The sequence below is a fragment of the Xanthomonas sp. WCS2018Noco2-27 genome, from assembly GCF_031843525.1.
Lineage (GTDB): Bacteria > Pseudomonadota > Gammaproteobacteria > Xanthomonadales > Xanthomonadaceae > Xanthomonas.
The window spans coordinates 57,412-72,084 of record NZ_JAVTIK010000001.1 but is presented as its reverse complement, the minus strand read 5'-3'; the positions used below and the strand labels follow the sequence as shown (position 1 = coordinate 72,084).

Here is a 14,673-nt window from a genome sequence, read left to right as displayed (position 1 = left end):
ATGACGCAACCGCGGCCGCACATACGACGCCCGAGCATTGCGCCCGGGCGTCATGCACACCGATCAGAAATCGGCGCTGTACTTCAGGCTCACCGCACGGTCGTCGCCGCGCTCGCCCACCCGCTGGTCGTAACCGAAGCGTAGCTGGCTCTGCTGGCCCAACGGCGCCGAGGCCGCAATGCCGAACACGCCGCCCGAGCGCGCCGGCTGCATGCCGCGCAGCGGTGCCCATGCCTCCACACCGATGAAGCTGGCATCCAGCATCAATCCCTGGCTGCTCAACGCCTGCTGCCATTCGGCATAACCGCCCAACTGCAGGCTGCGCCAGCGATAGGCCGAACGCATGCCGGCCAGCACTTGCGTGCGCGAGGACGTGCTTGCATCGGCACGCAGACCGAAACCATCGCCACCGCTTTCGCGGAACCCTTCGCTACGCAGACGCACGTAATCCAGGCCCATGTACGGCGTCAGCGACGCAGCTGCATGGCCCCAGCGATACCCGGTTTCCAGGTTGCCGCTGAGATAGCTGCCGCTGTAATCGCTGAAGGCACTGCTGCGGTCTTCGCCCAATTGCAGAGTGCGCTCGATCTGCCGGTTGACGTTACCGAAGCCCAGCTGGCCCAGCGTATACGCCGAGCCCAACGTGGTGCCCCAGTACAACTGCGCCTGCACCTGCCGATCGCGGCCGCGTGCGCCATCCAGATCGCCCAGGCTGTTGGAACGCGTTTCGCCGAAAGCAAAGCCGGTGACTGCACCAGACGCCAAGCGCAGATCGTTGCCCATCATCCAGCCGGAGGTAGCGAATCCTGCAGTGGTTACCCCACCCTCGCCCGGCCCGCCCAGTGCACGCTGCCAGGTGCCCAGCAGGCGCGGCTGTTGCGACAGACCATCGAAATGCGCGGCTAACGCGCGCCGGCCCAGATCGATGGTGTCGAAGGTCATCGCCGCAGACGCCGCGTGCGCACGTCCGGACAGACTGCGCAGCGAATCCGCTGCGGTCTTGGCATCGGGTGATTGCTGCAACGCCGCCGCGGCACGAATGAAGTCGCCACTGATGCCGCCGTTGCCCTGCAGCTGCTGCGCGTCCACCTTTTGGAACGCCTGTTCGACGCGAATTGCCGACTCCATCGATGCCGTGCCGATTGCGCCCAGCGATGCGGCGACGGCCGTGACATCCATGCGCTGTAGCGACACGTACGCGTTGTTGGCGTCGTAGCTCAACGTGGCATTGAGAAAAGTGACTGCAGGCCCGCTACTGAGACTGGCAAACGTTCCCTGCAGACCGTTGGTTGCTTGCAGCACAGGATAGGTAGTGTTGTTGACCACATAATCCCGCCGCCCGAGCAACTGCAGGTCACCGTCGATCGTCGCTGTACCGCTTACGTTCAAGCGGTCGCCCACGTTTAATGCCAAGCGCCCGAAGTCATCTTGAGTGTAGTTACCTCCGATTGCCAAAACCGCGCCACCAACCTGCAGCGTACTCCCGCGATTGGAGACCGTGCCGGCAATGCGTCCTGCTCCGATCAACGTTGCACCATTGAGGACGTCAACCCGCGCGCTCTGCAGACTGGCCGTTTGCAACGTGCCATCCAGCACCTGGGTATCGCCGGCAAACGTATTGTTGCTACTGCTGAGGATCAGCGTGCCGGAACCGCGCTTGGTTAATCCGCCGCTGCCAGTGATGTCGTTGGCCCAGGTCGAACGCAAGGTCGTGATCTCGACATCCACCGTCCCCCAATCGAACCGCGCCGGCCCCAGCACCGCCTTGCCCACGTTGAGCAGGCCGTAACCGAACGTCGGATCGACGCCAGCCGCGCCCAGATCGGTGGCTGTTCCCAGCAACGTCTGACGCACTAGATCGTTGTTGAAATACGGAAACGCCTGCCACACCAATGCCGCAGCACCCGATACCAGCGGCGCAGCGTAGGAGGTACCGCTGCCATAGAAATAGCGGATGTTGCTGGCGGTTGCATCGGGATCGATAAACAGCGCCGTGCCCGGTGCCACCAGGCAATAACGCATTGCCACGCCGCATGCATTGGAGTACGACGCCAGCTGCGTGGGATTGGCGGTATCCAGCGCGCCAACCACTAGCCAGCCACGCTCCAGGTCTGCGGCCGGAAGCGTACCGTTCGGACCCAACTGACTGGGAAGCGCCGCCGTGTCGGACGGCTGCGCACGCGACTCATTGCCCGAGGCAAATACCACCAGCCCATCGTTGCCGATGATGAAGGATCGATATTCCTGCGCGATCTGATTGGTGACCGTCGGGTCGTTCCAATACAGGCCGCCCCATGAGTTATTCATGATGCGCACGCCGGCGCTGATCAGATCGGCATGCACTGGGCCCAGACCGAGCGGCCCGTCGACTTCATTGCCTTGGCCACTGCCATCGTCCACCGGCGCGCGGTCGCTGATGATCCGCGCAGACACCAGGCCTGCACCCGGCGCAATGCCGCCCGGCCATTGCCCCACCGCACGCCCGGCCGCCAGTTCGGCGACAGCCGTGCCATGCCCGAGCACATCGCCCACTGCGACATTGCTGGTGCGCGGGTCGACATAGAGGAAGCTGTCGCTCACCCGCCCCTGCAGGGCCGGATGATTGGTATTGATACCGCTATCGATGATGCCGATGCGATAGCCCGCGCCAGTGAACCCCAGCGCCTGCGCTGCATGTGCATTGGTCAACGCCAGATGTGCGTCGATTGCCGGTTGCGGTGCAGTGACCGGCGGTGGAGGCGGCGGCGGTGAGGTGGGCGGCGGCGGAGGTGGTGGCGAGGTCGGTGGCGGTGCAGTCGGCGTGGTCGGACGAATACCGCCTCCACCACCGCCTCCACCACACGCGGTCAACGCCACAGCCAGCGCCGAGGCCAGGACAGTCCTGGCGACGTTTCTCTTCTTCATTCAAGTGTTCTCCCCGAACCCATTCCATGGATTGGGCCCCATCCCGGGCCCTAGTCTCATCATATACGGCATCGCTTCGGGTCTGCAGCCGCACATCAGCTTGCTGGCGCGAATCGGCCATGAGGCAGATAATCGTTTCACTTTAAACGGTATCCACTTATGTCCGACATCGTCATCGTTGCTGCCAAACGCACTGCCATCGGCTCGTTTCTCGGTCAATTCAACGGGGTGCCAGCGCCGACGCTCGCCGCTGCCGCCATTGAAGGCGCGCTGGCGCAATCGGGAATCGCACCGGCGGACGTGTCCGAGGTCATCGTTGGCTGCGTGTTGCCGGCCAACCTCGGCCAGGCCCCGGCGCGTCAGGCGGCCATCGCTGCAGGCATCCCGACATCCACCGGCGCCACCACTATCAACAAGGTGTGCGGCTCGGGCATGAAGGCAATCATGTTCGGACACGATTTGATCAAGGCCGGTTCGGCCAGCATCGTGGTGGCTGGCGGCATGGAGTCGATGAGCAATGCCCCGCACCTGCTGCCGAACTCGCGCACCGGCAATCGTTATGGCAATTTCCAGGCGGTGGATCACATGGCATGGGATGGCTTGACCAATCCCTACGATGGCCAGGCGATGGGCGTGTTCGGCGAAGCGACCGCAGAAAAGTTCGGTTTCAGCCGCGCCGATCAAGATGCTTTCGCCATCGCCTCGGTCGAGCGCGCGCAGGCCGCGCAGCGCAGTGGCGCGTTCGCCGATGAAATCGTTCCGGTGACCGTGGCCACGCGCAAGGGCGAGATTGTTGTCGACAGCGATGAGCAGCCGGGCAAATCCGACGTTGCCAAGATCCCGACCCTGAAGCCGGCCTTCAAGAAAGACGGCACCGTGACGGCGGCCAGTTCGTCGAGCATTTCCGACGGTGCGGCAATCACGGTACTCATGAGCGCCGACGATGCGCAGCGCCGTGGCGTGACGCCGCTGGCGCGCATCGTCGGCCACGTCACCCATTCGCAGGACCCGGAATGGTTCACCACCGCGCCGGTGGCGGCGATCCAGTCGCTGGTCGACAAGATCGGCTGGACGCTGGACGCGGTAGACCTGTTCGAAATCAACGAAGCCTTCGCCGTCGTGGCGATGACACCGATCAAGGAACTGGGCATCGCGCATGCCAAGGTCAACGTGCATGGCGGTGCCTGCGCGTTGGGTCATCCGATCGGCGCGTCTGGCGCAAGGCTGGTAGTGACATTGGTGAATGCGTTGCGCACGCGCGGCGGCAAGCGCGGAATCGCAACGCTGTGCATCGGCGGCGGCGAAGCGACCGCCATTGCTATCGAATTGATTTAATTGCCATTAACAGCGATTTTGCAAAGCTGAATGGGCGCGCGCTTGACACTCGTCTTCGGGCCGTCATCATGTCTGGGGCGCGCAATAGCGCGTTGCCTAATCTAATCGACGAGGATTGAAACAATGACCATCAACAAGCTGCTGATCGCAATGGCTCTGGGCCTGGCCCTGACCGCTTGCTCGAAGCCGGAACAGGCTCAGGACGCTGCTGCTTCGGCTAACGAAGCTGCAACCGACGCTCAGACCGCTGCTGACCAGGCTGCTGCCTCGGGCTCGCAGTCGGCTGACGCCGCTCAGGCTGCTGCCAACACCGCCGCTGCTTCGGCCGACACCGCTGCTGACGCTGCCCAGGCTGCTTCCGGCGCCGCGACCGACGCTGCTGCCGACCAGGCTGCTGACGCTGCCAAGACGGCTGAAAACACCGCCGAAGCTGCTAAGGACACCGCAGAAGAAGCCAAGAAGTAATCACTTCTTAGCTCCAAGCGAGTTCGGAAAAAGCCGCTGGTCTCCAGCGGCTTTTTCTTTGCCTGCACGGCGGGCGCGACCGCCGATTTGCAAGGTGGCGCGGCGGCTCCGTTGGCCACTCCAGTCCATATGCTGCCCGTGAGCTGAATGCGCAAACGCGTATTGACGCGGACTGCATCGGCCCCTGCATAAGCTCCGCGTTCCAACACCGGAACAGGAGCAGGACCACCCATGAAGACGATCCGCATGCTGTCGTTGAGTGCCATCGCTGCACTCACTCTCGCCGCCTGCCAGGGCCCTGATGCCGAGCAGGCGCGTCGCGATGCCGCGTCCGCTGCCAAACATGCTGCCGCCGCCACCGAGCAGGCCGCCGACCGCGCTGCGGTACAGGCCAAGGCCGCCACGGCCGATGCGCGCGTGGCCGCACGCGACCTGGCTGCAGACGCCAGCCGTGCGACCGCAAACGCTGCCGACGCCACCGCCGACAAGACCCGCGAGATGGCCAACAAGGCCGAGCAGAACGCCGACAAGCACGACGCCGAGCATCCGCAGCACTAAGCACACCGAAAACCACGCTGCGCTCACCGACAGGTGGGCGCAGCCTGCCTCTTCATGCACACGAGTGCCAGCGCAGCCCCAGCCAGCCGACTGCAGCCTGCAAGCTGTGTCAGCTGCTATGAACCGCTCACACTGCTGCGTCTGCTCGCAGACAATTTCGTGCCGATGCACACGTCTTGCGTTGAGATTGATCTCGTGTTGTCGAGCTTGGCAGGCTAGCATTCGGCATGCCCACTTCTTTTACATCGCGGCGCCGCAATCAGCTGGCGCTGGCCTTCTCTGCGCTGATCTTTATCGTCATCGGCATCGGCATCTTTGTCGGCGCGCGCCGCTCGCTGGCCGATGCGGCGTTGGTCTCGCATACGCATGAAGTAATCGGGCGGGTCGACGAGATCCAGGCGCGCTTGCTGGATGCCGAATCGGCGCAACGTGGCTTCCTGCTCACTGGCAACGAGGCCTACTTACTGGATTACCAGACCAGTGTGGAACGCCTGCCGATTTTGCTGGCCAATCTGCGCAGGTTGATTGTCGACAACCCTGCGCAAGAGCAGCATCTGGATCAACTGCAAACCCTGGTGGAGACGCGGCTGCGGCAAATCCAGCACACGCTGGATGTGTATGCACAGGGCGGCCTGGAACCGGCACGCGCCGGCATCCGGCAGAGCGCGTTCCGCACCACCAGTGCCATCCGCGAGCAGGCGCTGACGATGGTGCAACGCGAGCAGGAGCTGCTGGCACAGCGCGCGGAAAGCAGCCGGCAAAGCGCCACCTTGTTGCTGACGCTGGCCCTGGCCGGCATTCCGTTCGGGCTGCTGGTGGTTGGTGGTGTCTACGCGCTGCTGATGCGCGAGCTGCGGCATCGCGCGCAGGCCGAACGCCGTGCCGCAAATGCCAATCGCGAGCTGGGCGATAGCGTCGGTGCATTGCAGCGCAGTACCGCCGATCTCAATCTGCTCAGCCGCTACACCGGCCTGCTGCAAAGCTGTATCAGTGCCGAAGAAGCATTGGTGGTGACCAGCCGCACCCTGGCCAGCCTGCTGCCGGGCATTGCCGGAAGCGTGTACCTGCTGCGCGCTTCGCAGGATCGCGCCGAAGCGATCAGCCACTGGGGCGAGCCACTGGTACAGAGCGCGCCGCATCTCTTGCCGGAAGAATGCTGGGCATTACGCCGCGGCCAGCCGCACATCATTGAGGACCTCGCGCGCGATGCGCTGTGCGCGCATATCGACGTGCCGGACACTCAGACACCGATCACCACCGCATGCCTGCCGATGTCGGCGCAGGGCACACAGCTCGGCTTTCTGTTCTTGTCGTCGCCCGGTCCCGGGCCGATGCCGCGCCTGGAAATCGCCGAGGCGGCCGCCGAGCAGTTGTCGCTGGCGTTGAGCAATCTGCGCCTGCGCGAGTCGCTGCGCCGCCAATCGATCCGCGACGCGCTGACCGGGCTGTACAACCGCCGCTATCTGGAGGAATCGCTGAGTCACGAACTGGCACGCTGCGCGCGGCGCGGCCTGCCGTTGTCGGTGCTGATGCTGGACGTGGACCACTTCAAGCAATTCAACGATAGCCAGGGGCATGCCGGCGGCGATCTGCTGCTGGCAGCGGTCGGCGAGCTGTTGCTGACCCGGTTGCGTGCCGAAGACGTGGCCTGCCGCTATGGCGGCGAAGAATTCACCGTGATCCTGCCCGAGGCCGATAGCGAGGAAGCCATGCGCGTGGCCGAGCAGATCCGCGGCCATATCGCGGCGCTGGCGGTCAGCGATGGCCAGCGTGCGTTGCCGCGCGTGACCGCCTCGATCGGCGTGGCCAGCTTTCCGGTCGATGGCGAACTCGGCGCAGGTCTGATCCAGAAAGCCGACGCAGCGCTGTACGCAGCCAAGCATCGCGGGCGCAATCGGGTCGAGCGTCATGGTGCCGCACAACCGCGCGGGACTGACGCAGAGGCGTGAGCAGGCACGGCGTCGATGTCGGATTGCGCGCTCTGTCACACAAAAGATCGATTGACGCAGCGATAGTCGGCCTTGACCCCCGAAGCGAGGCAATCCGATGTCGATGTGGCGCGATCAAGGTCCCAACAAGAAAGACGGCGTTCCCGCAGCGCCGGATGCTCCTGCCGCCGATGGGCGGCTGTTCAACGCCGACGCCAGCCCTGCCCCGCCGGTGCCTGCCGCCGCCGTTGCGCCCAGCGTCGTCCCCACCGCCGCGCCGCCGCAACGCCAGAGCGAGGCCAAGGAATCGCTGATCGCCGCCGACATCAGCATCGAAGGCAAGATCGAAGGCGCCGGCCATGTGCGCCTGGCCGGCCGCTTCAAGGGCGACGTCAACGTCAAGGGCGATCTGACCATCGAACGCGGCGCCAAGCTCAATGGCGGCGTGCGCGCCAACAAGGTCATCATCGCCGGCGAGCTGGAAGGCAATATCGAATCGGCGGCGCAGGTGGAGCTGCAGACCTCCGGCGTGCTGGTCGGCGACGTCAAGGCCGGCAGCCTCACCGTGGCTTCGGGCGCCCGCATGCGCGGCCAGGCCGACTTCGGCTGGGGCGAGGACACCGGCAAACCGACCGCCACGCCCAAGCCGGTGGTGAGCGGAGACAGCGACGCCACATGAGTGCACCCCGCCCGGGCACGCCCGGAGCCACGCGCAGCTGCCCGCATTGCAAGGCGACGATTCTGGAAAGCGCCATCATTTGCCCTGCCTGCAAGCATCATCTGCGCTTCGACTCGGCGGCTGCGCAACACGCGCAGCCGGCGCCGATCGTGCCGTTGAAGGTCGACGGCACCATCCGTCATCCCGCCGATGGCGATCCGTGGGAATACACCGTGGTCGTGGTGGTGCGTAACGGCAAGGGTGAGGAGATCCGCCGCCATGTGGTCGATGTGGGCGCGATGCACGGCGGCGAAGAACGCGGATTTACCCTGGCGGTGGAAGCTAGCGCGGTGCGTGGATCGGGGCGGCGAACGCGCCATTAGCGCGCTGGATGCGGCATCGCCGCTGTGGAATCAGACTGGCGCCGTGGCGGCGCAGCTTGCGCAACAGCAGTGGCGCTGAGCACAACGGCGTCCATCGCAAAACCGCGTATCGCTTTGCCGCTGCGCGCCGACGCAGGCCGGCGATCGGCATCGCGCTCCAAAGCTTGGAGCGGGTAACAACACCTAGCGAGCAGTCGTCAGTTGGGTGTGGACGGCACGCTCAGCACCGGAGCGTACGCGCGCTACATGGTGACTCGGCGCAGCCGCCGCGCCCACATGCTCGCACCGGTACGCGCCATTCCCATTCTCAGGATCTGCACACCGGCTTGGCCAGAGTTGCGGGCATGCGCAACGGCAACGACACGAACACACGCGGCGATCTGGTGGTGCTTGGCCCCGAGGGGCTGTATTGCCCGCAGGGCGACTTTCATATCGATCCCTGGCGGCCGGTGCCGCGTGCGGTGATCACGCATGGCCACGGCGATCACGCACGTGGCGGCATGGGCGAATACCACTGCACGCGCGACAGTCTGCCGATCCTGCAATGGCGGCTGGGCGAGCAGGTCTATCACACGCATGCCGATGGCGAAGCGTTTACGTTGGGACGCGCGCGCGTCTCGCTGCATCCGGCTGGCCATGTACTGGGCTCGGCGCAGGTGCGTATCGAAGTGGATGGCGAGGTCTGGGTGGCATCCGGCGATTACAAGCGCCAGCACGACCCCACCTGCACGCCGTTCGAAGTGGTGCCGTGCGACACCTTCATCACCGAAGCGACCTTTGGGCTGCCGGTGTATCGCTGGCCGGAAACATCTGAGGTAGCGGCCGATATCGTCGCCTGGCGGCGCGAATGCGCCGAGCGCGGCGAGGCCGCCATCTTGTATTGCTACGCATTAGGCAAGGCGCAGCGTGTACTGGCCGAATTGCGTGCCTGGGACACCCAGCCTGCGCTGTTGCACGGTGCGATCGCTGCCGGGGTAGAGGTGTATCGCCAGGCCGGCATCGCGATGCTGGACACCCAACCGGTGAGCGAGCATGCGCGCGGCGCCGACTATGCCGGCCAACTGGTGCTGGCACCGCCGTCGGCGGCGGGCAGCCCCTGGATCCGCCGCTTCCGACATGCGCAACAGGGATTCGCATCGGGCTGGATGCGCATTCGCGGCAATCGACGTCGGCGCAATTACGACCGCGGCTTTGTAGTGTCCGATCATGCCGACTGGCCGGATCTACTGCGCACCATCGAAGACACCGGTGCGCGCCGGGTGATCGCCACCCACGGCAATACCGATGCGTTGATCCAGCACCTGCGCGAGCGCGGCGTTGCGGCGGAAGCCTTCCGCACCGATTTTGGAGCCGAGGAATGAACCCGCTCCCCGCCTGCAGTGATGCACGCGCGCATGCGCGTCTGCGCTTGAGTGGCGCACTGGCGTTTGGCCGGCATGCACTGGCTTGTCGCGTGCATCGCAGCGCACCGACCACGTCAATCGGCCCACTCCGCCTGCAGCGCCGCGTGCGCATGTCAGGCGCATGTACGCGCCGTGCGCTGGAGCTATGCGCTGCAGCTCCCGACACAACGCCACAGGCGCTGCCGTGAAGCGTTTTGCCGCGTTGTACCGCACCCTCGACCGCAGCACCGGCACGCTCGACAAGCGCGCTGCGCTGGTGGCGTATTTTCGCCAAGCGCCAGCGCTGGATGCGGCCTGGGCGCTGTATCTGCTGGCCGGCGGCAAGGTCGCCGGCGCACGCATGCGCATCGCCAGCAGCGGCGAGCTGCGCGAGTGGATCACCGACACCGCCGGCATTGCCGATTGGTTGGTCGCCGACAGCTACGACCATGTCGGCGATCTGGCCGAAACGCTGGCGTTGTTGCTGGACGACCCGATCACCGAAGCGGCCGATCTGCCGCTGGCGGAATGGATCGAACAGCGCTTGCTGCCGGTCGCCAACCAGGACGTTGCGGTGCGCAAGGCATGCATCGTGCAGGCCTGGCGCAGCCTGGCCTTCGATGAGCGGCTGGTGTTCAACAAACTACTGACCGGCGCATTGCGCGTGGGCGTTTCGCAGCGGCTGGTGCAACAAGCGCTGGCCGAACTATCGGGCGTGGACATCGCACGCATCGCCCAGCGCATGCTCGGCAATTGGCGACCGCATCCGACCTATCTTGCCGATCTGCTGACCAGCGAAGAAATGCCGGGCGATCGTCAGCAGCCCTACCCGTTCTTTCTCGCCTCCCCGCTCGAAGCCGAGGTCGACACACTGGGCGCCATCGACGACTGGCTGCTGGAATGGAAATGGGACGGCATCCGCCTGCAGTTGATTCGGCGCGCCGGCGAAGCGGCGCTGTGGTCGCGCGGCGAAGAACGCCTGGATGGCCGCTTCCCGGAAATCGAACACGCCGCGCTGCAGCTGCCCGACGGCACCGTCATCGACGGCGAGCTGCTGGCCTGGCAACCGGAGCAACCGGTGCCGATGCCGTTCACCGCCTTGCAAACGCGCATCCAGCGGCTCAAGCCGGGCCCCAAGACATTGGCGGCCGCGCCCGCGCGCGTGGTGGCCTACGACTTGCTCGAACTGGACGGCGTGGATCTGCGCGAGCGCCCCCTGCACGAGCGGCGTGCGCTGCTGGAGGGCGTGCTCACCGCGCTCGACGATCCGCGCATCGTCGCCTCGCCACGGGTGCAAGCCGGCGATTGGCACGCCGCCGCACAGCTGCGCGTACAAGCACGCGAACGCGGCGTGGAAGGGCTGATGCTCAAGCGCGCCAACTCGGTGTATCAGGCCGGCCGCCGACGGGGCGATTGGTGGAAATGGAAGATCGACCCGCTCACCATCGATGCGGTGCTGCTGTATGCGCAAGCCGGCCATGGCCGCCGCAGCACGCTGTATACCGACTACACCTTCGGGCTGTGGCACGAGGGGCAACTGGTGCCGATCGCCAAGGCGTATTCGGGGCTGGACGACAAGGAGATTTTGCAACTGGACCGCTGGATTCGCGCCAACACCACCGAGCGTTTCGGTCCGGTGCGCGCGGTCAGCCCGCAGCATGTGTTCGAGCTGGGCTTTGAAGCGGTCAACCGCAGCGCGCGGCACAAATCCGGCATTGCGGTGCGGTTTCCGCGCATCCTGCGCTGGCGGCACGACAAGCCGTTTGCCGAGGCCGATCACCTGAGCAGTTTGCAGGCATTGGCGCGGTGACGGCGACGCAGCAGGCACGCGGCACGCCATTGCAGCAGTGGCGCGACTGGTTCGCACAGCACGGCTGGGCGCCGTTGCCGTTTCAACGCGATGTATGGAAGCGCTATCTCGCTGGCGAATCCGGGTTGCTGCATACGCCGACCGGGAGCGGCAAGACGCTGGCAGCATTCGGCGGCCCATTACTGGATGCCCTGGCCGCGCGTGGCCGCACGCTGCCGGTCACATCGGCCAAGCCTGCGGCTGCCGCACGCCGACAGCAACAACGCAACTTGCAGGTGCTGTGGATCACGCCCTTGCGTGCGCTGGCCGCCGACACCGCACGCGCACTGCGCGAACCGGTGGACGCGCTGGGACTGGATTGGCAGGTGGGTTTGCGCACCGGCGATGCCAGCGCGCGCGACAAGCGGCTGGCACGCAGCGGCAAGCTCGATGTGCTGGTCACCACCCCCGAATCGCTGGCCTTGTTGCTGTCGTATCCGGACACTGCACCGCAGCTATCCGCGCTGCGCTGCGTGATCGTCGACGAGTGGCACGAACTGCTCGGCAACAAGCGGGGTGTGCTGCTGCAGCTGTGTCTGGCGCGGCTGCGCGGCTGGGCGCCTGCGCTGCGCATCTGGGGCCTGTCAGCCACGCTGGGCAATCTGGCGCAGGCACGCGATGTGCTGCTGCCGCATCGCCCCGATGCGGCGCTGGTGTCGGGGGTCAAACCGCGCGCTATGACGCTGGAGACACTGTTACCCGACAGCGGCGAACGCTTTCCGTGGGCCGGCCATCTGGGTCTGGCGCAGTTGGCGCGCGTGCTGCAAAAAGTCATGCAGCAGCGCACCAGCCTGGTCTTCACCAATACGCGCGCACAGGCCGAGTTGTGGCACCAAGCGTTGAGCGCGGTATGGCCGGACGATCTCGCCACGCTTGCGCTGCATCATGGCTCGCTGGACCCCAGCCTGCGTGCCGCCGCCGAACAGGGGCTACGCGACGGCAGCCTGCGTTGCGTGGTCGCCACCTCCAGCCTGGATCTGGGCGTAGATTTCCCGGCAGTGGATCAGGTGCTGCAAGTCGGCAGCCCCAAGGGCATCGCGCGCCTGCTGCAACGCGCCGGCCGTGCGCGGCACCGCCCCGGCGAATCCGGGCATGTGGTGTGCGTGCCCTCGCACGCCTTGGAACTGGTCGAATACGCCGCGGCACGTCGCGCGATCGCGCACGGCCATATCGAAGCACGGCCGCCACCGCGTTTGTCGCTGGATGTGCTGGCCCAGCACTGCGTCACCCTCGCCCTGGGCGGCGGCTTCGATGCCGCTGCATTGTTCGAGGAAGTGCGCGGCACCGATGCCTTCGCTGCGCTGGACACACCCACCTGGAACGCGGTGCTCGACTTCATCGTGCAGGGCGGCAGCGCATTGGCGCATTACCCGGATTTCCACAAAGTGGTGCGCGACGAGAACGGCGTGTATCGCGTCACCGACCGCCGCGTTGCGCTGCGCCATCGCCTGTCCATCGGCACCATCACCAGCGATGGCAGCGTGCGCGTACAGTTCCTGCGCGGCGGCCGACTCGGTGCGGTGGAAGAACAATTCGTCGGCCGCCTGCGCCGCGGCGATCGCTTTCAATTTGCCGGACGATTGCTGGAACTGGTGCGTCTGGAAGACATGACCGCCTACGTGCGCGTGGCCAAGGGTGGCAGCGGTGTGGTGCCCAAATGGATGGGTGGGCGCATGCCGTTGTCGTCGGCATTGGGCCGCGAAGTGGAAGCGCTGTTCGCCGCGCCCGGCGATGCGCCTGAAATGCAGGCGCTGGCCCCGCTGCTGCACTTGCAGGCATCGCTCTCGGCGCTGCCCGGCCCGGACCATCTGCTGGTGGAAAGCATCAAGGCGCGCGATGGCCGGCACGTGTTTGTGTATCCATTCGCTGGACGGCAGGTCAACGAAGGGCTGGCCGCGCTGCTGGCGGCGCGCTGGGGCCGACGTCAGCGCAATACCTTCAGCTTCGCTGCCAACGACTACGGCTTTGTGCTCTCGCCCGCGCAGGATGTGGAGATCGACGCCGACGTGCTACGCGCCTTGCTGTCGCCGGCCGGGTTGTTGGACGATCTGCGCGACAGTCTCAACCTGGGCGAGCTGGCACGCCGGCAGTTCCGCGAAATCGCGCGCGTGGCCGGGTTGCTGTCGCCGTCCCTGCCCGGCCGTGCGCCACGCAGCCTGCGCCAGCTGCAGGCCTCCAGCGGACTGCTCTACGACGTGTTGCAGCGCTTCGATCCGGAGCATCTGTTGCTGGCCCAGGCCGAGCGCGAAGTGTTCGAAGGCCAACTCGAACTGGCACGCCTGGCGCATGCGTTGGAGGACTGCGCACGCCGCGACCTGCGCCTGTGCACGCCACGCAGCCTCACGCCGTTGTCGTTCCCGCTGTGGGCCGAACGCATGCGTGGTCAATTGAGTACCGAGGACTGGAAGGCGCGCGTGTTGCGCGCCGCCGAGCAACTGGAGCGCAAGCATGGGCGATAGCGTGCAGCTGCAGTTGGCCGGCGAAACGGTGGAACTGCTCGGCGAACGTGCGTTGTATCGACCCGCGCAGCGCGCCCTGCTGATCGCCGACCTGCATCTGGGCAAGGCCGATGTGTTCCGACGCGCCGGCATCGGCCTGCCCGCAGGCGGCACCGCGCACGATCTTGAGCGCCTAGATGCTCTGCTTGCGCAGCGCCAGGTCGAGGCACTGTGGATACTCGGCGACCTGTTGCATGGTCCTGCGCCGCGCGCAGCCTGGCATCGTCGTTGGAGCGCGTGGCGCGAGCAGCACTGCGACCTGCGCGTGATTGCCATCCGCGGCAACCACGACCGCGCCGTGGCCGGTGCCGATCTGCAGATCGAAGCGGCCGGCGAACAGGTCGAAGACGGGCCGTTCGTACTGCGCCACGACCCGTTGCCACATCCCACCGGCCACGTGCTGTGCGGGCATCTGCATCCATTGGCGGCACTGCCGGGCCTGTCGCGGCGTTGGCCGGCGTTCTGGTTGCGCGACCGCGTCACCATCCTGCCGGCGTTCTCGCATTTCACCGCGGGCGTGGTGCCGACACTGCTCGAAGGTGAGCGCCTGGTAGCCTGCGTGGAAGGCGATGCGGTGGCCTTGCCAGTGCGTTAGCCACTGCGCCGCTGAGAGCCGCCAGCAAAAGGACTGCGCACTGCCAGGCGGGCGCAGCCGGCGCTCTGTGCGGTATGGATTCCTCGCGCACTCCTATCTTGCGCACTCCGGTTCTGAG

At 65.9% G+C, this 14,673-nt stretch carries 12 protein-coding genes and 1 other RNA gene; 11 read left to right on the top strand and 2 right to left on the bottom strand.

Annotated features, from left to right (window positions below; translation table 11 throughout):
* Positions 1–63 precede the first annotated feature (63 nt).
* Positions 64–2,904: a S8 family serine peptidase gene (locus RQH86_RS00290; RefSeq protein WP_311239353.1), complete on the bottom strand. Its 2,841-nt coding sequence runs from the start codon at positions 2,902–2,904 to the stop codon at positions 64–66.
* Between the two features lie 159 nt (positions 2,905–3,063).
* On the opposite strand from RQH86_RS00290, the gene RQH86_RS00285 reads away from it, so the two are divergent.
* The 6 genes from RQH86_RS00285 (at position 3,064) to RQH86_RS00260 (ending at position 8,231) form a co-directional block, all read left to right on the top strand.
* Positions 3,064–4,239, top strand: a complete 1,176-nt coding sequence (locus tag RQH86_RS00285; RefSeq protein WP_115527394.1) for a thiolase family protein — start codon at positions 3,064–3,066, stop codon at positions 4,237–4,239.
* A gap of 123 nt (positions 4,240–4,362) precedes the next feature.
* A complete protein-coding gene (locus tag RQH86_RS00280; RefSeq protein ID WP_104614059.1) occupies positions 4,363–4,704 on the top strand; it encodes a hypothetical protein in 342 nt (113 codons plus the stop codon).
* Between the two features lie 231 nt (positions 4,705–4,935).
* Positions 4,936–5,262, top strand: coding sequence for a hypothetical protein (locus RQH86_RS00275; RefSeq protein ID WP_039406588.1), 327 nt, complete (start codon positions 4,936–4,938; stop codon positions 5,260–5,262).
* Between the two features lie 227 nt (positions 5,263–5,489).
* Positions 5,490–7,211 carry a diguanylate cyclase gene (locus tag RQH86_RS00270; protein ID WP_311239352.1) on the top strand — a complete coding sequence of 574 codons (1,722 nt, stop codon included), beginning with the start codon at positions 5,490–5,492 and terminating at the stop codon, positions 7,209–7,211.
* 97 nt (positions 7,212–7,308) lie between these two features.
* Entirely contained in the window at positions 7,309–7,869 is a 561-nt protein-coding gene (locus tag RQH86_RS00265) for a polymer-forming cytoskeletal protein (protein WP_311239351.1), read from the top strand.
* The gene (locus RQH86_RS00260) at positions 7,866–8,231 is read left to right on the top strand and encodes a hypothetical protein (protein ID WP_055845308.1); all 366 of its coding nucleotides are present in this window, start codon (positions 7,866–7,868) and stop codon (positions 8,229–8,231) included. The genes RQH86_RS00265 and RQH86_RS00260 overlap by 4 nt, the downstream gene beginning before the upstream one ends.
* 171 nt (positions 8,232–8,402) lie before the next feature.
* On the opposite strand, the gene RQH86_RS00255 is transcribed toward RQH86_RS00260, so the two are convergent.
* A non-coding RNA gene (locus RQH86_RS00255) (sX9 sRNA) lies at positions 8,403–8,479 on the bottom strand.
* Between the two features lie 96 nt (positions 8,480–8,575).
* On the opposite strand from RQH86_RS00255, the gene RQH86_RS00250 reads away from it, so the two are divergent.
* From RQH86_RS00250 to pdeM, 5 genes are read left to right on the top strand one after another with little or no spacing between them, the layout of a single operon-like run.
* Complete coding sequence (locus RQH86_RS00250; protein ID WP_055845311.1) at positions 8,576–9,592, top strand: ligase-associated DNA damage response exonuclease; 1,017 nt, start codon at positions 8,576–8,578, stop codon at positions 9,590–9,592.
* A complete protein-coding gene (locus tag RQH86_RS00245; protein ID WP_311239655.1) occupies positions 9,589–9,822 on the top strand; it encodes a hypothetical protein in 234 nt (77 codons plus the stop codon). Before RQH86_RS00250 ends, RQH86_RS00245 begins: the two co-directional genes overlap by 4 nt.
* Positions 9,819–11,423, top strand: a complete 1,605-nt coding sequence (locus RQH86_RS00240; RefSeq protein WP_311239654.1) for an ATP-dependent DNA ligase — start codon at positions 9,819–9,821, stop codon at positions 11,421–11,423. Before RQH86_RS00245 ends, RQH86_RS00240 begins: the two co-directional genes overlap by 4 nt.
* On the top strand, positions 11,420–13,921 hold the full coding sequence (locus RQH86_RS00235; protein WP_311239653.1) for a ligase-associated DNA damage response DEXH box helicase: 2,502 nt from the start codon (positions 11,420–11,422) through the stop codon (positions 13,919–13,921). The genes RQH86_RS00240 and RQH86_RS00235 overlap by 4 nt, the downstream gene beginning before the upstream one ends.
* Positions 13,911–14,555 (top strand): ligase-associated DNA damage response endonuclease PdeM, encoded by a 645-nt coding sequence (gene pdeM, locus RQH86_RS00230; RefSeq protein WP_115512194.1) that lies wholly within the window; start codon positions 13,911–13,913, stop codon positions 14,553–14,555. The genes RQH86_RS00235 and pdeM overlap by 11 nt, the downstream gene beginning before the upstream one ends.
* The last annotated feature ends 118 nt before the right edge of the window (positions 14,556–14,673 follow it).